The 19,867-nt window shown below is 75.9% G+C and carries 17 protein-coding genes and 1 tRNA gene; 14 read left to right on the top strand and 4 right to left on the bottom strand.

The window, feature by feature from the left end:
* Positions 1-31: 31 nt before the first annotated feature.
* The 8 genes from metG (at position 32) to GTQ99_RS07050 (ending at position 10,698) form a co-directional block, all read left to right on the top strand.
* Entirely contained in the window at positions 32-1,849 is a 1,818-nt protein-coding gene (gene metG, locus GTQ99_RS07085) for a methionine--tRNA ligase (RefSeq protein WP_166615039.1), read from the top strand.
* Entirely contained in the window at positions 1,846-2,679 is an 834-nt protein-coding gene (locus tag GTQ99_RS07080; protein WP_166615038.1) for a TatD family hydrolase, read from the top strand. Before metG ends, GTQ99_RS07080 begins: the two co-directional genes overlap by 4 nt.
* A 217-nt stretch (positions 2,680-2,896) precedes the next feature.
* The gene (locus GTQ99_RS07075) at positions 2,897-4,081 is read left to right on the top strand and encodes a ubiquitin-like domain-containing protein (protein WP_166615037.1); all 1,185 of its coding nucleotides are present in this window, start codon (positions 2,897-2,899) and stop codon (positions 4,079-4,081) included.
* On the top strand, positions 4,054-4,941 hold the full coding sequence (rsmA, locus tag GTQ99_RS07070) for a 16S rRNA (adenine(1518)-N(6)/adenine(1519)-N(6))-dimethyltransferase RsmA (RefSeq protein WP_166615036.1): 888 nt from the start codon (positions 4,054-4,056) through the stop codon (positions 4,939-4,941). Before GTQ99_RS07075 ends, rsmA begins: the two co-directional genes overlap by 28 nt.
* Positions 4,942-5,073: 132 nt before the next feature.
* Positions 5,074-6,090 (top strand): glycosyltransferase, encoded by a 1,017-nt coding sequence (locus GTQ99_RS07065; RefSeq protein ID WP_166615035.1) that lies wholly within the window; start codon positions 5,074-5,076, stop codon positions 6,088-6,090.
* A 74-nt stretch (positions 6,091-6,164) separates the two neighbouring features.
* The gene (locus tag GTQ99_RS07060; protein WP_166615041.1) at positions 6,165-7,151 is read left to right on the top strand and encodes a 4-(cytidine 5'-diphospho)-2-C-methyl-D-erythritol kinase; all 987 of its coding nucleotides are present in this window, start codon (positions 6,165-6,167) and stop codon (positions 7,149-7,151) included.
* A complete protein-coding gene (locus tag GTQ99_RS07055; protein WP_166615034.1) occupies positions 7,151-8,878 on the top strand; it encodes an ABC-F family ATP-binding cassette domain-containing protein in 1,728 nt (575 codons plus the stop codon). Before GTQ99_RS07060 ends, GTQ99_RS07055 begins: the two co-directional genes overlap by 1 nt.
* Before the next feature lie 347 nt (positions 8,879-9,225).
* The gene (locus GTQ99_RS07050; protein ID WP_166615040.1) at positions 9,226-10,698 is read left to right on the top strand and encodes a sugar transferase; all 1,473 of its coding nucleotides are present in this window, start codon (positions 9,226-9,228) and stop codon (positions 10,696-10,698) included.
* A 78-nt stretch (positions 10,699-10,776) separates the two neighbouring features.
* On the opposite strand, the gene GTQ99_RS07045 is transcribed toward GTQ99_RS07050, so the two are convergent.
* Entirely contained in the window at positions 10,777-11,304 is a 528-nt protein-coding gene (locus GTQ99_RS07045) for a MarR family transcriptional regulator (protein WP_166615033.1), read from the bottom strand.
* A gap of 10 nt (positions 11,305-11,314) precedes the next feature.
* Positions 11,315-12,007, bottom strand: a complete 693-nt coding sequence (locus GTQ99_RS07040; protein WP_240896928.1) for a TetR family transcriptional regulator — start codon at positions 12,005-12,007, stop codon at positions 11,315-11,317.
* 139 nt (positions 12,008-12,146) lie between these two features.
* On the opposite strand from GTQ99_RS07040, the gene GTQ99_RS07035 reads away from it, so the two are divergent.
* The 5 genes from GTQ99_RS07035 (at position 12,147) to pth (ending at position 16,280) form a co-directional block, all read left to right on the top strand.
* Positions 12,147-12,218: transfer RNA gene (locus GTQ99_RS07035), tRNA-Gln, on the top strand.
* 172 nt (positions 12,219-12,390) lie between these two features.
* Positions 12,391-13,833, top strand: a complete 1,443-nt coding sequence (gene glmU / locus GTQ99_RS07030) for a bifunctional UDP-N-acetylglucosamine diphosphorylase/glucosamine-1-phosphate N-acetyltransferase GlmU (protein ID WP_240896927.1) — start codon at positions 12,391-12,393, stop codon at positions 13,831-13,833.
* The gene (locus GTQ99_RS07025; protein ID WP_166615031.1) at positions 13,830-14,807 is read left to right on the top strand and encodes a ribose-phosphate diphosphokinase; all 978 of its coding nucleotides are present in this window, start codon (positions 13,830-13,832) and stop codon (positions 14,805-14,807) included. Before glmU ends, GTQ99_RS07025 begins: the two co-directional genes overlap by 4 nt.
* A gap of 209 nt (positions 14,808-15,016) precedes the next feature.
* On the top strand, positions 15,017-15,655 hold the full coding sequence (locus GTQ99_RS07020) for a 50S ribosomal protein L25/general stress protein Ctc (RefSeq protein WP_166615030.1): 639 nt from the start codon (positions 15,017-15,019) through the stop codon (positions 15,653-15,655).
* Between the two features lie 28 nt (positions 15,656-15,683).
* Positions 15,684-16,280: an aminoacyl-tRNA hydrolase gene (gene pth / locus GTQ99_RS07015; protein ID WP_166615029.1), complete on the top strand. Its 597-nt coding sequence runs from the start codon at positions 15,684-15,686 to the stop codon at positions 16,278-16,280.
* A gap of 106 nt (positions 16,281-16,386) precedes the next feature.
* Here pth and GTQ99_RS07010 read toward each other — a convergent pair whose 3' ends face one another.
* Together GTQ99_RS07010 and GTQ99_RS07005 are read right to left on the bottom strand one after the other, a co-directional pair.
* Positions 16,387-16,731 (bottom strand): hypothetical protein, encoded by a 345-nt coding sequence (locus GTQ99_RS07010; RefSeq protein ID WP_166615028.1) that lies wholly within the window; start codon positions 16,729-16,731, stop codon positions 16,387-16,389.
* 225 nt (positions 16,732-16,956) lie between these two features.
* A complete protein-coding gene (locus GTQ99_RS07005; RefSeq protein ID WP_166615027.1) occupies positions 16,957-18,756 on the bottom strand; it encodes a DUF4012 domain-containing protein in 1,800 nt (599 codons plus the stop codon).
* 124 nt (positions 18,757-18,880) lie between these two features.
* On the opposite strand from GTQ99_RS07005, the gene GTQ99_RS07000 reads away from it, so the two are divergent.
* The gene (locus tag GTQ99_RS07000) at positions 18,881-19,828 is read left to right on the top strand and encodes a glycosyltransferase family 2 protein (protein WP_166615026.1); all 948 of its coding nucleotides are present in this window, start codon (positions 18,881-18,883) and stop codon (positions 19,826-19,828) included.
* Positions 19,829-19,867 lie beyond the last annotated feature (39 nt).

The raw sequence follows: 19,867 nt of genomic DNA, 5'->3' as shown, positions 1-19,867 counted from the left end.
CGCCCCGCCCGCTCGCCCTAGGATCGGGGGCATGACCCACGTCCTGTCCGCGGTGGCCTGGCCCTACGCCAACGGCCCCCGCCACATCGGCCACGTCGCCGGCTTCGGCGTCCCCTCCGACGTGTTCAGCCGGTACATGCGGATGGCGGGTCACGACGTCCTCATGGTCTCCGGCACCGACGAGCACGGCACGCCGATCCTCGTGCAGGCCGAGCAGGAGGGCGTGAGCCCCCAGGAGCTCGCGGACCGCTACAACCGCGTCATCGCCGAGGATCTGCAGGGCCTGGGGCTGTCCTACGACCTGTTCACCCGCACGACCACCCGCAACCACTACGCGGTCGTGCAGGAGGTCTTCCGCACCGTGCACCGCAACGGGTACATGGTGGCCAGGAAGGGCATGGGCGCCATCTCGCCCTCGACGGGCCGCACGCTGCCCGACCGCTACGTCGAGGGCACCTGCCCGATCTGCGGCTTCGACGGCGCCCGCGGCGACCAGTGCGACAACTGCGGCAACCAGCTCGACGCCATCGAGCTGAAGGACCCGCGCAGCCGCATCGACGGCGAGGTCCCGGTCTTCGTGGAGACCGAGCACTTCTACCTCGACCTGCCCGCGGTCGCGGACGCCCTGGGCTCCTGGCTGCAGACGCGCGCGGAGACGGGCCGCTGGCGCCCCAACGTCCTGAAGTTCTCCCAGAACCTGCTGGAGGACATGAAGCCGCGCGCCATGACGCGCGACATCGACTGGGGCATCCCCGTCCCGCTGGCCGGCTGGGAGGACAACCCCGCCAAGCGGCTGTACGTGTGGTTCGACGCCGTCGTCGGCTACCTGTCGGCCTCGGTGGAGTGGGCGCGCCGCTCCGGCGACGACGACGCCTGGCGGGCCTGGTGGACCGACCCGTCGGCGGAGTCGTACTACTTCATGGGCAAGGACAACATCACCTTCCACTCGCAGATCTGGCCCGCGGAGCTGCTGGCCCACGACGGCCGCGGCGCGCGCGGCGGGCAGCCCGGGCCGATGGGCGCCCTCAACCTGCCCACCGAGGTCGTGGCCAGCGAGTTCCTCACCATGGAGGGCAAGCAGTTCTCCTCCAGCCGCGGTGTCGTCATCTACGTCCGCGACGTGCTGGCCCGCTACCAGCCGGACGCGCTGCGCTACTTCATCTCCGCCGCCGGCCCGGAGAACAACGACTCCGACTTCACCTGGCAGGAGTTCGCGACGCGCACGACCAGCGAGCTCGTCGCGGGCTGGGGCAACCTCGTCAACCGCACCGCCTCCCTCATCGCCAAGAACGTCGGGCGGATCCCCGCGGCGGGGGAGACCACCGACGCCGACCGGCGGCTGCTGGAGACCACCGGCCGCGCCTTCGGCGCCGTCGGCGAGCTCGTCGAGGCCCACCGCCAGCGCGCCGCGCTGGCCGAGGGGATGCGGGTGGTGGGGGAGGTCAACAAGTACCTCACCGAGCAGGAGCCCTGGAAGCTGAAGAACTCCGACCCCGAGCGGATGCGGACCGTCCTGCACGTCACCGCCCAGGCCGTCTCCGACTGCCGCACGCTGCTCTCGCCCTTCCTGCCGCACTCCGCGCAGCAGGTGCACGAGGCCCTCGGCGGCACCGGGACGGTCTCCCCGCTGCCGCAGCTGCGCGAGGTCACCGACCTCGACGACCCCTCGCGCTCCTACCCGGTCCTCACCGGCGACTACCGCCGCGGCAGCGGCGAGGGCGCCACGCTGCCCGCGTGGGGCCCGGTGCCGATCGTGCCGGGCACGCCGGTGGCGGCGCCCACGCCGATCTTCACCAAGCTCGACGTCGCGGCCGTCGTCGAGGAGGAACTGGCACGGCTGCAGCGGTGAGCCCGCGCGACACCTCCCGGCCGCCGGCGCCGCCCCCGCTGGCGGTGCCGGTGGTCGACAACCACACGCACCTGGACTGCGAGTCCTCGCCCGCCGAGGTCGCCGCGCTGCTCGCGGCGGCCACGGCGGCCGGGGTCCCGCGCTCGGTGCAGATCGGCTGCGACCTGCCGGCGGCGCGCTGGACGGTCGAGGCGCTGGAGCGCCACCCGCAGCTGCTCGGCGGCGTGGCCATCCACCCCAACGAGGCGCCCCTGCTGGCCGAGCGCGGCGAGCTGGACGCCGCGCTGGCGGAGATCCGCGCGCTCGCCGCCCACCCGCGCGTGCGCGTGGTGGGGGAGACCGGCCTGGACGCCTTCCGCACCGGCCCCGAGGGCCGCGCCGTGCAGGAGCGCTCCTTCCGCGCGCACGTCGCGATGGCCAAGGAGCTCGGCCTGGCGCTGCAGATCCACGACCGCGACGCGCACGAGGACGTCCTGCGCGTCCTGGCCGAGGAGGGGGCGCCGGAGCGCACGGTGTTCCACTGCTTCTCCGGCGACGCCGCGATGGCCCGCACCTGCGCCGACGCCGGGTACTACCTCTCCTTCGCGGGGACGGTGACGTTCAAGAACGCCGAACCGCTGCGCGAGGCGCTGCGCGCCGCCCCGCGCGACCGGATCATGGTCGAGACCGACGCGCCCTACCTGACCCCGGTCCCGCACCGCGGGCGGCCCAACGCCGGCTACCTCGTCCCCCTCACGGTGCGCTCGATGGCGGCCACGCTCGGCGCCGACCTCGACGAGCTGTGCGCGCAGCTGGCCGCCACCGCGGAGGCGGTCTACGGCCCCTGGTGACGGGCCCTCGCGGCGGGCCCGGCGGCACTCCGCCCGCGCGGGCGGGGCCGCTCCAGGGATCACGGCGACTTGTCGAAGAAGTCTCGGAGCGGTTACGGTCCGCTCCTGTCGGCCGGATCGAGACGGCCGGGTCGCGCGGCCGACGTGGGGACGGGGGTCCCTCCTCGACGGCCCGACCCGGACCTCGTGCCCGGGCACATCGTCGAAGGACCTCCTCGTGCAGTTGCACCAGCTCGTCTCCCGCACCCTCGGCAAGACCTCCAGGACCGTGCGGATCGCCGCGGGGGGCAGCGCCCTCGTCGTCGTGGTCGGCGGCACCGCGGCCTTCACCAGCCTGGACAAGGACGTCGTCCTGGACGCCGACGGGCGCACGAGCGAGGTGAGCACCTTCGCCGGCACCGTCGGCGACGTGCTCGAGGCCCAGGGCATCTCCCTGGGCGCGCACGACGTCGTGGCCCCCGCGCCGGAGGCGGAGATCGCCGACGGGCAGACCATCGTCGTGCGCTACGGCCGCCAGCTCTCCCTCACCCTCGACGGCGAGCAGCGGACCTACTGGACCACCGCCCGCACCGTCGACGAGGCGCTGGCCGACCTCGACGTGCGCGCCGACGGCGCGAAGCTGTCCGCCTCCCGCTCGGAGCCGCTGGGCCGCGCCGGCCTGGCCCTGGACGTCGTCACGCCCAAGCAGGCCGCCGTCGTCCACGACGGCCAGCAGCAGCAGCTGACCACCACCGCCACCGACGTCGCGGGCCTGCTCGCCGAGTCCGGCGTCGCCGTCCGCCCGGGCGACGAGGTGTCCGCCGCGCCCGAGACGCGCATCACCCCCGGCTTCCAGCTCTACGTCGTGCGCGTGGACCGCTCCACCTCCACCGAGGTCGTGGCGCTCCCGCACGGCAGCCGCACCGAGCAGACCGACCGGCTGTTCACCGGCGAGCGCGAGGTCGTCACCGCGGGTGTCGACGGCGCCAAGACGCTCACCTTCGCCGACGTCTTCCGCGACGGCGTGCGCACCCAGCACGACCTCACCGGGGAGGTCGTCGACGCGGCCCCCGTGGAGGAGGTCGTGCAGGTGGGCACCAAGCCGAAGCCGGCTCCCGCGCCGGCCCCGGCGCCCGCCCCCGCCGCGAAGAGCTCCGGCGGCTCCGGCGGCGGGTCCGTCAGCGGCGCCGACGGGCTGGACTGGGCCGCGCTGGCCCGGTGCGAGTCCGGCGGCAACCCGAGCATCGTCTCCAGCAGCGGCAAGTACCACGGCCTGTACCAGTTCAGCGTCTCCACCTGGAGGGCGGTCGGCGGCAGCGGGCTGCCCAGCCAGGCCTCGGCCGAGGAGCAGACCTACCGCGCCAAGCTGCTCTACCAGCGCGCCGGTGCCGGACAATGGCCCGTGTGCGGCAAGAAGCTCTGAGCTCCCTCCTGACGGCCAGGGACGTCCGGGACCTGGCGACCCGGCTCGGCGTGCGGCCGACGAAGACCCTCGGGCAGAACTTCGTCGTCGACGCCAACACCGTGCGGCGCATCGTGCGCCTGGCCGGCCTCGAGGGCGACGACGTCGTCGTCGAGGTCGGCCCCGGCCTGGGCTCGCTGACGCTGGCGCTGCTCGAGGTCGCCGACCGGGTCGTCGCCGTCGAGATCGACCCCGTGCTGGCCGCCGAGCTGCCCACCACCGTGGGGGCCCGGGCGCGGGCCGGCACCTCCTTCGAGGTCGTCCTCGCCGACGCCGTGGCCGTCGAGCAGCTGCCCGGGCCGGCGCCGACGGCCCTCGTCGCGAACCTGCCCTACAACGTCGCGGTGCCCGTGCTGCTGTCGATGCTGGCGCGCTTCACGACCCTGCGCCACGGCCTGGTCATGGTGCAGTCCGAGGTCGCCGACCGCCTCGTGGCGCCCCCCGGCAGCCGCACCTACGGCGTGCCCAGCGTCAAGACCGCCTGGTACGCCGACGCCCGGCGCGCCGGGTCCGTGCCCCCGCCGGTGTTCTGGCCGGTGCCGCGGGTCGACTCCGGCCTGGTCGCCTTCACCTGCCGCCGGCCCCCGCGGACCTCGGCCACCCGCGAGGAGGTGTTCGCCGTCGTCGACGCCGCCTTCGCCCAGCGCCGCAAGACGCTGCGCGCCGCCCTCGCCGGCTGGGCGGGCTCGCCCGCGGCGGCGGAGCGGGCCCTGCGCGCAGCCGGCGTGGACCCGTCCGCGCGCGGTGAGCAGCTGCGCGTCGAGGACTTCGCCCGCGTCGCCGAGGCCCGCCCGGGCGCCGGGGAGCGCGCGGCGGGCTGACGGTGCGCCCGCGGCTGCGCCGAGGGGGTGAAACCCTCCTGCAGCCGGAGGTCCGGCGCCCCTGGGCCCCGGCCACTGGCTACGGTGGCGCCGGCAGCGCGCCCTGGAGCGCCGCCGGCGAGGAGCGAGGACGTGGCCGACGGGGCCGGTACGACCACCGCGGGTGGCGCGGACGACGCGGGCGAGCGGGCGGGTGCGCCCGCCGGGCGGATCGCCGTGGTGATCCCCGCCTACCAGGCCGCCGCCACCCTCCCCGAGACGCTGCGCAGCCTGCAGGCGCAGACGCGCGGGGACTGGGTCGCCGTCGTCGTGGACGACGGGTCCACCGACGGCACCGGCGCGGTGGCCGAGCAGCTCGGCGACCCGCGGGTGCGCGTCGTGCGCCGCCCCAACGGGGGCATCGCGGCCGCCCGCAACACCGGCCTGGACGAGCTGCCGGCCTCCGCGCGGTACGTCACCTTCCTCGACGCCGACGACGTCCTGCTCCCGCACGCCCTGGCCGCGCTGTCCGCGGCGCTGGAGGCGCACCCCGGCACCGAGTTCGTGCACGCCCTCGCCGAGACCGTCGACGTGCAGGGGCGGCTGCTCGACGAGGGCGGCTGGCCCGCCTTCATGCGCCAGCGCTGGGCGGTGGACGGCTGGCGGTTCGTCCCGCTGCCGACCAGCGCGCCGACCACGCTGGACAGCGTCCTGCACAGCTGGCGCGGGTTCCCGCCGGCCGTCTGGCTCATCCGGCGCAGCGCGGTGGACGCCGTCGGCCGCTTCGACGGCACGATCCCGATGAACGACGACTGGGACTACGTGCGCCGGCTCGCCCGGCGGCGGCCGCTGCTCATGCTCGACGAGGTCGTGGCCCACTACCGCCGCCACGGGTCCAACGCCACCGACGACGCCGACCTCGCCCGGATCGGCGTGCGCGCCTTCTACCGCAAGGCCCTGCACGACCCGGAGGACGACCCGCGCTCGCGGGCCACGGCGCGGCGGGCGTGGCGGGCGCTGCAGGTCGAGGCGGCGCTCGCCGCGCTGCACCGGGCGGGACCGGCGCTGCGCGGGCGCCGCCCGCTCGCCGTCGCCCGCGAGGCCGCCGCCGTCGGGGTGCACGCGGCCCGCTGGCTGCGCGGCGCGACGTTCCTCGCGCCGTCGCGCTGAGCACCCGGCCCGCTCCGGCCCGGTCCGGCCCGGTCCGCCGGGCCCCGCCGGTGCGCCTAGGGTCTGACGTCGTGGTGCCTCTCCCCAACGCGCAGGTCACCGTGCGCGCCCCCGCCAAGGTCAACCTCCTGCTGGAGGTCGGCCCCCGCCGCGACGACGGGTTCCACGACCTGGTGACGGTGTTCCAGGCCCTCTCGCTGTACGAGGAGGTCACGGCCGCGCCGGCCGCGGAGTTCTCGGTCACCGTCGAGGGCGTGGACGGCACCGACGTCGCCGACGTGCCCCTGGACGGCACCAACCTCGCGCTGCGCGCCGCCCGGCTGCTCGCCGAGCGCGGCGGCGTCGACGAGGCCGTCGCGCTGCACGTGCGCAAGGGCGTGCCCGTCGCCGGCGGGATGGCCGGCGGCTCGGCCGACGCCGCGGCGGCCCTGGTGGCCTGCGACGCCCTGTGGGGCCTGCACGCTGGCCTGGACGCGCTCGCCGAGCTGGGCGCGGAGCTGGGCTCGGACGTGCCGTTCGGCCTGCACGGGCGCACCGCGGTCGGCACCGGCCGCGGCACCCGGCTGGCGCCCGTGCTCACCGACGCGACGTTCTCCTGGGTGCTCGTGCCGGGCGCGCGCGGCCTGTCGACGCCCGCGGTCTACGCCGAGTGCGACCGGCTGCGCGCGGCCGGGCAGGTGCCCGCGCCCACCGCCCAGGCCGGCGACGAGAGCCGGTTGCGGGCCGTGGAGGCCGCCCTGCGCTCCGGCGACCCCGCGCAGCTGGGCGCCGCGCTGGCCAACGACCTGCAGGCCCCGGCCTGCTCCCTGGCCCCCGAGCTGGCCGGCACCCTCGCCGCGGGCTGCGCGGCCGGGGCCCTGGCCGGCGTCGTCTCGGGGTCCGGGCCGACGGTGGCGCTGCTGGCCGCCTCCGCCGCCGAGGCGGAGCGCATCGCCGGTGAGCTGGCCGCCGAGCTGCCCGGCGGCGCCCGCGTGCGCACCGCCACCGGCCCCGTGCCGGGCGCCCGGGTGCTGGAGGCGGTCGCCGTCCCCGGCCACCGCCGCGACGGAGGGGGGCGCTGATGGCCAACCTCGTCAGCGCCGAGGCGCTCACCGTCGTCCACGGCTCGCGCACGCTGCTCGACCGCGTCTCCCTCGGCGTCTCCGAGGGGGACCGCGTCGGCGTGGTCGGGCGCAACGGCGACGGCAAGTCGACCCTGCTGCGGCTGCTGACGCGCGCCCAGGAGGCGGACGCCGGGCGGGTCACCCACACCGGCGGCCTGCGGCTGGGCATGCTCTCGCAGGGCGACGCGCTGGCGCCGGGGGCGAGCGTGCGCGAGGCCGTGCTCGGCGACCAGCCGGCCCACGCGTGGGCCTCGCAGTCGCGCGTGCGCGACGTCGTCGCGGGCCTGCTCGGGGACCTGGACGCCTCCGACGTCGGCGGGCTGGACGCCCTGGTCTCCACGCTGTCCGGCGGCCAGCGCCGCCGGGTCGCGCTGGCCGCCCTGCTCGCGGGCGAGCACGACCTCGTGGTGCTGGACGAGCCCACCAACCACCTCGACGTCGAGGGCGTGGCGTGGCTGGCCGAGCACCTGCGCACCCGCTGGCCCGCGGGCTCGGGCGCGCTGCTCGTCGTCACCCACGACCGCTGGTTCCTCGACGCCGTCTGCGAGCGCGTGTGGGAGGTGCACGACGGGGTCGTCGACCCCTACGACGGCGGGTACGCGGCCTACGTGCTGACCCGCGCCGAGCGCGCCCGCGTCGCCGCGGTCACCGAGGAGCGCCGGCAGAACCTGCTGCGCAAGGAGCTCGCCTGGCTGCGCCGCGGCGCTCCCGCGCGCACCAGCAAGCCGCGCTTCCGCATCGAGGCCGCCAACGACCTCATCGCCGACGTCCCGCCGCTGCGCGACTCCGTGGAGCTGGCGCGGATGGCGACCACCCGGCTGGGCAAGGACGTCGTCGACCTCGAGGACGTCACGCTGCGCCTGGGGGGCAAGCTGCTGCTGGACCGCGTGACGTGGCGGCTGGGCCCGGGGGACCGGATCGGCGTCGTCGGGGTCAACGGCGCGGGCAAGTCCACGCTGCTGGGGCTCGTCGAGGGCAGCGCGCGACCGGACGCCGGGCGCGTGAAGCGGGGCAGCACGGTCGTCGTGGCGACCCTGTCGCAGGAGGTGCGGGAGCTCGACGAGGTCGGCGAGCTGCGCGCGCTGGAGGCCGCCGACGAGGTGGCCAGCCACGTGCGCCTGGGCGACCGGGACGTCTCCGCCGGCCAGCTGCTGGAGCGCCTCGGATTCACCGCCCAGCGGGCGTGGACGCGCGTGGACGACCTGTCCGGCGGCGAGCGCCGCCGGCTGCAGCTGCTGCGGCTGCTCATGGGCGAGCCGAACGTGCTGCTGCTGGACGAGCCGACCAACGACCTGGACACCGACACCCTGGCCGCCGTGGAGGACCTGCTCGACGGCTGGCCGGGCACCCTGGTCGTCGTCAGCCACGACCGCTACCTGCTCGAGCGCATCACCGACCGCCAGGTCGCGCTGCTGGGCGACGGCACCGTGCGCGACCTGCCGGGGGGCGTGGAGGAGTACCTGCAGCGGCCCGCGCCTGCGCGCGCCGCCCGCAAGGAGATGGCCCGCGTGGAGCGCCAGCTGGAGAAGCTGGCGCGCCGGGAGGCGCAGCTGCACGACCAGCTGGCCGCGCAGGCCACCGACCCGGTCGCCGTGGCGGCGCTGGACGCGCAGCTGCGGGAGCTGCTCGCCGAGCGCGGGCGGCTGGAGGAGAGCTGGCTGGAGGCCTCCGAGCTCGTGGAGTGAGCGACCGCCGCTTTGATCACTGTCCGTCGCCAACTGTGTTCATTGCGTCGAACGGGTGACGCTGATCGGGGGGAACATGCCACTCGAACGTCACCGGGGTCGTCACACCTTGCGTCGTTCGGGTGGCTTTCCCCTACTCTGAGCCACGCACCGTCCGGTCTCCACGTGGGGGCGTTCGACCGGGGTGCCGCCGCCGCCGACCGGCGGGGAGCTGCAGGACCAGTCCAGGGGGGACTTTGAGCATCAGCGACGCACCCGGCGCCAGGACGGACCGGGGGGAGCTGGAGGACCGGCTCCTCGGCACGTCACCGGCGGACGACCACACCGACGCAGCGCGCCGCGAGCGGCTGCTCGTCCCGCGCCAGCGCACGGCGCTCGGCCTCACCGAGCGCACACCCGCCTGGCAGCGCACCTACGTGCAGAAGATCGTCGCGGTCGACGCCCTCGCGGCGGCCTTCGCCGCCTTCGCCGGCTTCTTCGCCCGCTTCAACGACTCGCCCGCCGACCTCGCCACGACCTCCGGGCGCGCCGTCGTGGCGTGCGCGGTGCTGCTGCCGGTCATCTGGGTCATCGCGATGGGTGCGCTGCGCACCTACGAACCCCGCTTCCTCGGCGTCGGCTCGGAGGAGTTCCACCGCGTGCTCACCGCGGCGCTGGCCGTGGTGGCCCTGGTGGGCACCAGCTCCTGGGCCTTCGACCTGGAGATCGCCCGCGGCTACGTCGTCGTCGCCTTCCCCATCGCGACGCTGCTGACGCTCGTCGGCCGCTACGCCACCCGCCAGCAGCTGCACGCCCAGCGCACCCGCGGCGAGGCCGGCCAGAGCGTCGTCGCCGTCGGCCACCGCGCGGCCGTCGCCGGCATGGCCCGCCAGCTGCACCGCGCCAGCTACCACGGCATGCGCATCGTCGGCGCCTGCGTGCCCGGCGGCAAGGGCACCGCGGCCGAGGACGCGGAGCTGCGCGAGCTCGGCATCCCCGTCATCGGCAGCCTGGACGAGGTGCGCCACGCCGTCACCAGCGTGGACGCCGACGTCGTCGCCGTCACCGCCTGCCCCGAGCTCGACGGCCCCGGCCTGCGCCGGCTCGGCTGGGAGCTGGAGGCCACCCGCGCCGACCTCGTCGTCGCGCCCGCCCTCACCGAGGTCATCGGCCCGCGCGTGGCCATCCGCCCCGTCTGCGGCCTGCCGCTGCTGCACGTGGAGCGCCCCGAGCTGGAGGGCATCCGCCGGCTGGCCAAGACGACCGTGGACCGCGTCAGCGCCGGTCTGGCCCTCGTGGTGCTCAGCCCGCTGTTCCTGCTCCTCGCCGTCCTCATCAAGGTCGACGACCGCGGCCCGGTCTTCTTCAAGCAGCAGCGCGTCGGCAAGGACGGCAAGACCTTCCCGATGTTCAAGTTCCGCTCGATGGTCTCCGACGCCGAGAAGCGCCTCATCGACCTGCGCGAGTCCACCGACGGCAACGGCGTGCTCTTCAAGATGAAGGTCGACCCGCGCATCACCCGCGTGGGCCGCGTCCTGCGCCGCTACTCCGTCGACGAGCTGCCCCAGCTCATCAACGTCGTCCGCGGCGAGATGTCGCTGGTCGGCCCGCGCCCGCCGCTGCAGAAGGAGGTCGACGCGTACGGCTCGGACATGCGCCGCCGCCTGCTCGTCAAGCCGGGCCTGACCGGTCTGTGGCAGATCAACGGCCGCTCCGACCTGGACTGGGACGAGTCGGTGCGCCTGGACGTGCGCTACGTGGAGAACTGGTCCTTCACGTTCGACTTCATGATCCTGTGGAAGACGGCCGGCGCCGTCCTGCGCGGCCGCGGCGCCTACTGAGGCGAGCCGCCCGCCGGCTCCCGGCGACCAGCACGGCGAGGGCCCTCCCGCACGGCGCGGGAGGGCCCTCGCCGTGCGTCAGGGCTCCTGCTCGAAGGGCGCGGCGACCCGGCGCAGCAGCGTCGCCAGCGCCCGCTGCTCCTCGCGCGCCAGGACGCCGAGCATGCGGTGCTCGGCGTCGACGAGGTCGGCCAGCGCCGCGTCCACGACGGCGGTGCCGGCGGCCGTCAGGCGCACCCGCACGCCCCGGCGGTCCTCGGGGTCGGGGCGGCGCTCGACCATGCCGCGCCCGGCCAGCCGGTCCACGCGGTTGGTCATCGTCCCGGAGGTCACCAGGGTCTGGACGACCAGCTGCCCGGGGGACAGCTCGTGCGGGGCGCCGGCGCGGCGCAGCGCCGAGAGCACGTCGAACTCCCACGTCTCCAGCTCGTGCGCGCTGAAGGCGTCGCGGCGCAGCCGGTCCAGGTGGCGGGCCAGGCGGGCCACCCGGGAGAGCACCTCCAGCGGCTCGACGTCCAGCTGCGGGGTCTCGCGCCGCCACGCGGCGACGATGCGGTCGACCTCGTCGGCGGCCCCGCGGGCGGTCGTGTCCTCCGGAGCAGCCACGTGCGGAACCCTAGGGCCTCGGCTGCGCGCCCCGGTCCTCCGCGGCGCCGGGCCCCGGGGTGTCGTCGGGGTCCGCGGTGGCGCCGGGCCCGCGGCGCCCGTCGCGGGCGCGCGAGGACAGCCGCGGTTCCTGCTCCAGGCCCGTCAGCCCGTTCCAGGCGAGGTTCACCAGGTGCGCGGCGACCTCCTCCTTGCCCGGCTCGCGGGTGTCCAGCCACCACTGGCCCGTCACGGCGACCATGCCGACGAGCATCTGCGCGTACATGCCCGAGCGCTGCGGCGCGTACCCGCGGGCGGCGAAGGCGTCGACGAGCAGGTGCTCGACCTGGCGGGCGATGTCGGAGATGAGGCTGGCGAAGCTGCCGGTCGTCTGGGCGACGGGGGAGTCGCGCACGAGGATGCGGAAGCCGTCGGTGGAGCCCTCGATGTAGTCCAGCAGGGCCGTGACGGCCCGCTCCAGCAGCGTGCGGGGGCTGCCGCGACCGGACAGGGCGGTGGTGATGGCGCCCAGCAGCGCGGAGATCTCGCGGTCGACGACGACCGCGTACAGCCCCTCCTTGCCGCCGAAGTGCTCGTAGACGACCGGCTTCGACACGCCCGCCTGCGCGGCGATCTCCTCGACGGTGGTGCCCTCGACGCCCTTGGCGGCGAACAGCCGGCGGCCGACGCCGATGAGCTGCTCGCGCCGCTCGCCGCCCGTCATGCGGGAGCGGGAGCGTCCCGTCGCGGCCGGCGTCACGGCCCCATCCTGCCCTGCGGCGCGCCCGGGTGCGCCGACCGGGTGACGACCGCCTGATCGCGGGGCCCCGGCGGTGCCTGGCAGGATGGGCGGGCAGCAGCTGTCCCGGGTGGTGTAACGGCAGCACGGCGGGTTTTGGTCCCGTCCAGTAGGGGTTCGAATCCTCTCCCGGGAGCACCGGCGGCCCCCGCGGGGGGACGGGGGGCCGCTGCCGGGCCGTTATCCTCGGCTCGTCCGCCTCGACGCAGACGAGGCCACCGCACCGAGCCGCGAGGAGCGCGCCCCGCGTGACCACCCCCCAGTCGCCAGCAGCCGTGATCGTCCTCGCCGCCGGCGAGGGGACCCGGATGAAGTCCGCGGTGCCCAAGGTCCTGCACCCCCTCGGCGGCCGCCCGCTGCTCGAGCACGCCCTGCGCGCCGCCCGCTCCACCGCGCCGGAGCACCTCGTCGTCGTGCTGCGCCACCAGGCCGAGCGCGTCGCCGAGGTCGTGCGCGCGGGCCACCCGGACGTGCTCACCGCGCTGCAGGACGAGGTGCCCGGCACGGGCCGCGCCGTCCAGTGCGGCCTGGCGGCGCTGCCGGAGCACCTCAGCGGCACCGTCGTCGTCACCTACGGGGACGTGCCGCTGCTGAGCGGGCGGACGCTGTCCGAGCTCGTCGCGGCGCACGCCGAGGGCGCCAACGCCATGACGGTGCTCACGGCCGAGCTGGCCGACCCGGCGGGCTACGGGCGCGTGCTGCGCGACGCCGAGGGCGTCAGCGCCATCGTCGAGCACAAGGACGCCACGCCCGAGCAGCTGGCCGTGCGCGAGGTGAACTCCGGCGTCTACGCCTTCGACGCGGCCGCCCTGCGCGCCGCGCTGGCCCGCGTCGGGCGCGAGAACGCCGCCGGCGAGGTCTACCTGACCGACGTCCTCGGCCTCGTGCGCGCCGACGGCGGGCGCGTCCAGGCGCTGCCGCTGCAGGACGAGTGGGAGATCCGCGGGGTCAACGACCGCCTGCAGCTGGCGCAGCTGGCCGCCGAGGCCAACGCGCGGACCCTGCGGCGCTGGATGCTCGCCGGGGTCGGCGTCGTCGACCCGTCCACCACCTGGATCGACGCGGACGTCGTGCTGGAGGCGGACGCGACGATCCTCCCGGGGGTGCAGCTGCACGGCACCACCCGCGTCGCCGCCGGCGCCGTCGTCGGGCCGGACTGCACCCTCACCGACGTGGAGGTCGGGGCGGGCGCGGTCGTGGAGCGCACCCACGGCTCCTCGGCCGTCGTGGGGGAGGGTGCCTCGGTGGGCCCCTTCGCCTACCTGCGCCCGGGCACCCGGCTGGGCGCCGACGGCAGGATCGGCACCTTCGTGGAGACCAAGAACGCCACGATCGGGCGCGGCTCGAAGGTGCCGCACCTGTCCTACGTGGGCGACGCGACGATCGGCGAGCACTCCAACATCGGGGCGGCCTCCATCTTCGCCAACTACGACGGGGTGAACAAGGCGCGCACCACCGTCGGCGACCACGTCCGGATGGGGTCGGACAACACGTACGTCGCGCCGGTGACGGTCGGGGACGGCGCCTACTCGGGCGCCGGGACGGTCGTCCGCAAGGACGTCCCCGCGGGAGCGCTGGCGATCAACGTCGCACCGCAGCGCAACCTCGAGGGGTGGACGCTGAGCAGGCGTGCCGGGACGGCGGCCGCGGAGGCGGCCGCACGGGCGCAGCAGCGGGAGGCGGCCCCCGGGGCCGCCGCCGCGGACCAGGGCAGCACGGGCACGACACAGGGCAGGGAGAACCAGCGATGACCGGCATCACCACCACGGGCGAGAAGCGGATGGTGCTCATCTCCGGGCGCGCGCACCCGGAGCTCGCGGAGGAGGTGTCGAAGGAGCTCGGCGCCGAGCTGGTGCCGACGAGCGCCTACGACTTCGCGAACTCCGAGATCTACGTGCGCTTCGAGGAGAGCGTCCGCGGCAGCGACGCGTTCGTCATCCAGAGCCACACGGCGAACGTCAACCAGTGGATCATGGAGCACCTGATCATGGTGGACGCGCTCAAGCGCGCGTCGGCCAAGCGGATCACCGTGGTCGCGCCGTTCTACGGCTACGCCCGCCAGGACAAGAAGGGCCGCGGCCGCGAGCCGATCTCCGCGCGCCTGATCGCGGACCTGTTCAAGGTCGCCGGCGCCGACCGCCTCATGTCGGTGGACCTGCACACGGCGCAGATCCAGGGCTTCTTCGACGGTCCCGTCGACCACCTGTGGGCGCTGCCGATCCTGGCCGACCACGTCGGCAAGCGCGTGGACCGCTCGAACATCACCATCGTCTCCCCGGACGCCGGCCGCGTGCGGGTGGCGGACCTGTGGTCGGACCGCCTCGGCGCCCCGCTGGCGATCATCCACAAGCGCCGCGACCCCAACGTGCCGAACCAGGTGAAGGTCCACGAGGTCGTCGGTGACGTCGAGGGCCGCACCTGCGTCCTCGTCGACGACCTCATCGACACCGCCGGCACGATCGTGCAGGCCGCCGAGGCCCTGAAGGCCAACGGCGCGGCCGACGTCATCGCCACGGCCACCCACGCGGTGCTCTCCGGCCCGGCGGTCGACCGGCTGAAGAACTCGCCGATCTCCGAGCTCGTCGTGACCAACACCCTGCCCATCCAGCAGTCGCAGCAGTTCCCGCAGCTGAAGGTGCTCTCCATCGCGCCGCTGCTGGCGCGGGCCATCCGCGAGGTCTTCGACGACGGGTCGGTGACCTCGCTGTTCGACGGCCACAGCTGAGCCGTCCGCACCCCGCGGCGCGGCCGCCACGACCGCCCCCGAGCCCTCCCGGCTCGGGGGCGGTCGTGCTCCCGGGAGCGGGTAGACTCGGGTCCGGTTGCCTCGGCGAGGGCGGCGCTCCGGTGCCGCCGTGATCGACGCGGTGGACGCGTCGACGCGCCCTCCCGGGGCCTTGAGCAGCACCACCCCGAGACCCGAGGAGCACCACCGTGGCCGAGACCAAGCTGTCCGCCGAGAAGCGCACCGAGTTCGGCAAGGGCGCCGCCCGCACCATTCGCCGCGCCGACAAGATCCCCGCCGTCATCTACGGCCACGGCGAGGCGCCGCTGCACGTGACCCTGCCCGGTCACGCGACGATGATCGCCCTGCGCGCCTCCAACGTCCTGCTGGCCGTGGACGTCGAGGGCCAGTCGCACCTGGTCCTGCCCAAGGACGTCCAGCGCGACCCGATCAAGGGCTTCATCGAGCACGTCGACCTGCTCGTCGTGCGCCGCGGCGAGAAGGTCACCGTGGACGTCCCCGTGCACCTGGAGGGCGAGGCCGCCGCGAACACCGTCGTGCAGCAGGAGCTGACCACGGTGTCGCTGGAGGCCGAGGCCACCCACATCCCCGAGGCCGTCACCATCTCCGTCGAGGGCCTGGAGGCCGGCGCGCACGTGTCCGCCTCGCAGATCACCCTGCCCGAGGGCTCCTCGCTGGCCGGCGACCCCGAGCAGCTCATCGTCGTCGTGACGGGCGCGGCGACCGCCGCGCAGGCCGAGGCCGAGCTGGAGGCCCTGGAGGCCGAGGCCGGGATCGTGCGCGACGAGCCCACCGAGACCACCGAGCCCGCCGCCGACGAGTCCTGAACCACCCGCTGCAGGAGGTCCCGGTCCGGTGAGCGGCGCCTGGCTCGTCGTCGGCCTCGGCAACCCCGGGTCCGAGTACGAGCGCACCCGGCACAACGTCGGGCAGATGGTCCTCGACGAGCTGGCCTCGCGCACCGGCGGCTCCTTCAAGCGGCACCGCTCGGGCGCCAGGGTCGCCGAGGTCCGCCTCGGCGTCCTGCCCGGCGGGGCGCCGGGGCCGCGGGTCGTGCTCGCGGCCCCGACCTCGTACATGAACGTCTCCGGCGGCCCCGTCGCCGGCCTGGCGAAGTACTTCGACGTCGACCTGGAGCACCTGGTCGTCGTCCACGACGAGCTGGACGTGCCCTTCGGGGCCGTCCGGCTCAAGCGCGGCGGCGGCGAGGGCGGCCACAACGGCCTGCGCTCGATCTCGAAGTCGCTCGGCGGCAAGGACTACGCGCGGGTGCGCGTGGGCATCGGCCGCCCGCCGGGGCGGCAGGACCCGGCCGACTTCGTGCTCAAGGAGTTCTCCACCACGGAGAAGAAGGACCTGCCGTTCCTGCTGGTGGACGCGGCGGACGCCGTCGAGGAGCTCGTCACCGCGGGGCTCGAGGCGGCGCAGCAGCGCTTCCACGCACCCGCCTGAGAGCGCACCCGCCCGGGAACGCACCGCGCACCACGACGAGAGGGCCGGCCGAGGATCTCCTCGGCCGGCCCTCTCGTGCGTCCGGCTGCCGCGGCAGCCGGGTGGATCAGTGCGAGCGGCCCGGCTTGCGGCGCGCGGCGACGACCATCGCGGTGCCCCCCAGCACCAGGACGGTCCCGGCGGCGGCCCAGGGCAGGACGTCGGCGCCGGTGTAGGCGAGCTCGTCGCTGCTGCCGGCGACCGCACCCGGGGTGCTGGTGCGCGGGGTGCTGCTGCTCGGCGTGCCGGAGCCGCCGGTGGAGGGGCTCACGGACGGCGTGACCGCCGGGGTGGACGGGGTCGGGGTCGCCGGCGCGTACGCGGTCTCGGCGGCGGCGGCGCCGATGCCGGTCCCCAGCGCGGCGACGGTCAGCGCTCCAGCGGCTGCCAGACGGACGGTGGTCTTGCGCACGGTGTTCCCCCCAGGTTCGACGACCTCGCCGGTGTGTGATCGCGAGGCGGCCCCCAGGATGGCGGAGAGTGACGCCCGAGTCCAGCCGATCGAGCCCATCAGGGCCACTGCGTGTCGGACCGTGACCATTCCTTCACGGACGGGTGAACACGGACGGGTCACCACGGACGGGTCACCACGGACGGGTGACCACGGACGGGTGACCACGGACGGCCGTGCACCGGCTCAGCGGGTGCAGGCGCCCGCGGTGGTGGTGGGGGCCGTGGCGGTCGTCGGGCCGGTCACCTCGCGGGGCAGGGCGTCCGCGGCCCCGCGCAGCTGCCAGCGCACGACGACGGGGGTGTCCGGGGGCACGTCCACCGACACCCGCACCAGCCGCCAGCCCTCCTCGGCGTCGATCGCCGCGTCGACCGCGGCGCCGCCGACGGTGACGGCGTCCACCCCCACCCACGGCGGGATCCACAGCGAGACCGTGTCGCGGGCGGTGCGCTCGTCGGCGGTGCCGCGCTCGTCGGCGTTCTGCATGTACGCGGGGATCTCCGCGGGCACCGGGTTCACCAGCGTCAGCTGCACGGCGCCGGTGGCCTCGGCGCCGCCGGTGGTGCACGGCGCCTGCACCTCGACCGCCGGCCGCAGCCAGTAGTCCAGCTTCGAGGGGGCGGTGTTGGTCAGCCCGATGCGCGCGACGGCGCCCGCGGCGGCCGGGTCGCCGAGGACGCCGGCCACCCCGGCCGCGACGAGCGCGTCCTGCTCGGCCGGGCGCGAGGACCACAGGGCCAGGTGCCCGGAGGCCACCGCCCGCTGCGCGCCGTCGAGGGTGGCGGTGGAGAGCCCGTCGGCGAGGACGGCCTGGAAGGCGGCGGCGGAGGTGGCGGCCAGGAACGCCTTGCGGGCGTCCTGGTCGTCGCCGAAGCGCACGTAGGCGTCGTGCATGAGCACGCCCGCCAGGTCGGCGGTGGCGACGCTGCCGAAGGGGCCCAGCTCCAGCGCCGCGTGCTCGGGGCCCAGCAGCTGCGCCAGGCCGACGGGGTCGACGAGGACGACGGCGTCGGGCGCGGGCAGGCCCGCGTCGACGACGAGGGAGGAGACGAGGAGGCCCGCCTCGTCGGCGCTGCCGCCGAGGGTGACGTTCTGCACGCGGGCCGCGTCCTCGCCGTAGAGGGCCGCGTACTCGGCGCCGGCCAGCGACACGTCCGCCCGGGCGTCGTAGAGGTCGTAGTCGGAGCCGGTGCGCACCAGCGAGATGCGCCCGGCGTCCACCGAGACGTAGGCGTAGGCGCCGACGATGCCCTGCACGGGGCGGACCTCGGCGGGGTTGGTGAAGGCCACCAGGTAGGTGCGGGCGCCCTCGGCGCCCAGCAGCGCCGGCAGCTGCGGCACGACGTCGGCGGCGGTGCCCAGCGGCCCGGCGACCTCGTCCAGCTGCCGCGAGACCGGGTCGAGGCGCTCGGCGAGCACGCCCAGGACGCCCTGCCCGCGGGTGGCGGCCAGGGTCGCGCGGGCGCTGTCCACCCGCGCGCGGTAGTCGGTGACGACCGGGGCGAGGGCCTGCACCCCGGCCACGTCCACCGTCTGGTCCGCTGAGACGAGGCCGTCGCCGACCACCTGCTCGGCGACCGCGAGCGCGTCCGGCAGCGGCTCGGTGAGCACCGCCGCCGCCTGCGCGCCACCGCGCACGGCCCGCAGCTGCTCACCCGCCCAGGGCAGGTGCTCGGCCAGGCGCCAGGGGAACTGCCGCGTCGCCCGGTCCGCGCCCGCGGCGTCGTCGGCGACGCCGGCGGCGAGGCCGACCGCGTCGGCGAAGCGCTCCTCGCGCACGGCGGCCTCCAGGCCGGGTGCCGCCTCGGCCACCCGCCGCAGCGCCAGGCCGGCCTGCACGCCGCTGACGGCGACGGCCGCCACCCACGCCAGCAGGACGAGCGCGAGCAGCGCCAGCACCGGCCGCAGCGGCCCGCGCCGGCGTCGGGCGCGCCCGCGCGCACCGGGCGGGGGGGCGGCGGGGGAGGTCGTGGTGGTGCCGGACACCCGCCGACAGTAGCGACCCGCCCCCGGCGGCCGTCCCGCTCGGCAGAGCCGTCCCGCTCGGCAGACGGGTGGCCGCGGCCGCGGATCGGTCGGGGCGGCGGGCCGACCTCTATACGATCCCCGCATGCAGCAGCTGGAGAAGGTCCGCATCGACGGCGACGTCCGGGAGCTGCACCGCTCGCCCGAGCACCTGGCGGCCGGGGGCGACTTCGAGGTGACCGTGGCGATCAGCTTCGCCAGCAGCCGCGACACCCTCGGCGAGACCGTCGCCTCCCTGCACGAGCAGGTCGGCGCGCCGCGCTTCGAGGTGCTGCTCGTCTCCAACGGCACGACCGACGACTCCGTCGAGGTCGCCCGCGCGGCGGCCGCCGGGCTGCCCACCCGCGTCGTCGAGTGCCGCAGCAGCGGGTACGACTCCAACGCCCGCAACGTCTCCATGGTCGAGGCCGCGGGGGACAAGGTGCTCTTCCTCGACGCCGACGACACCGTCGGCGCCACCTACGTCGCGGCGATGGCGGCCGCGCTGGACACCTCCCCGATCGTCACCGCGGTCTGGGACCTGCAGCGCCTCAACGGCCGCCGCTGGCCGGAGCTGCAGCGGCGCCCCGCGGACCCGGGGGACTGGCCGATGCGCCAGCAGGGCTGGACCTACGCTCCCGCGGGCACCCTGGGCTTCCGCCGCGAGGTGCCGCGCGCCGTCGGCGGCTTCGACCCGGGGCTGACGTTCGCGGCGAACAACGAGTGGTGCTTCCGCGCCTACGCGGCCGGCTTCGAGATCGCCCTGGCGCCCGGCGCCGTCGTGCACTACCGGCTGCGGTCGCAGGGCGTGCAGGCCCTGCGCCAGCGCTACCGCTGGGGCGTGTCCGAGGTCGCGGCCGCCAAGGCGGCGCAGGCCTACGGGTTCCCGCCCCGCACCGGGCTGCGGGCCCTGGGCGTCGGCACGGCCGCGCGGCTGCTCAAGCGCCTGCCCGGCGTGCGCTCCGGCTACGGCCGCTACGACCTCCTCAGCGCGCTCGGGCACGCGGCCGGCCGCGTCAGCGGCTCGGTCAAGCACCGCAGCCTGGACCTCTGAGGGCTCCCGGCACCCGCCGGTCGGGCGGCGGGTGCCGGG

This window comes from Kineococcus vitellinus, assembly GCF_009906315.1.
In the GTDB taxonomy this organism is placed as follows: Bacteria; Actinomycetota; Actinomycetes; order Actinomycetales; family Kineococcaceae; genus Kineococcus; species Kineococcus vitellinus.
This window is presented reverse-complemented; position numbering and strand designations above follow the sequence as displayed.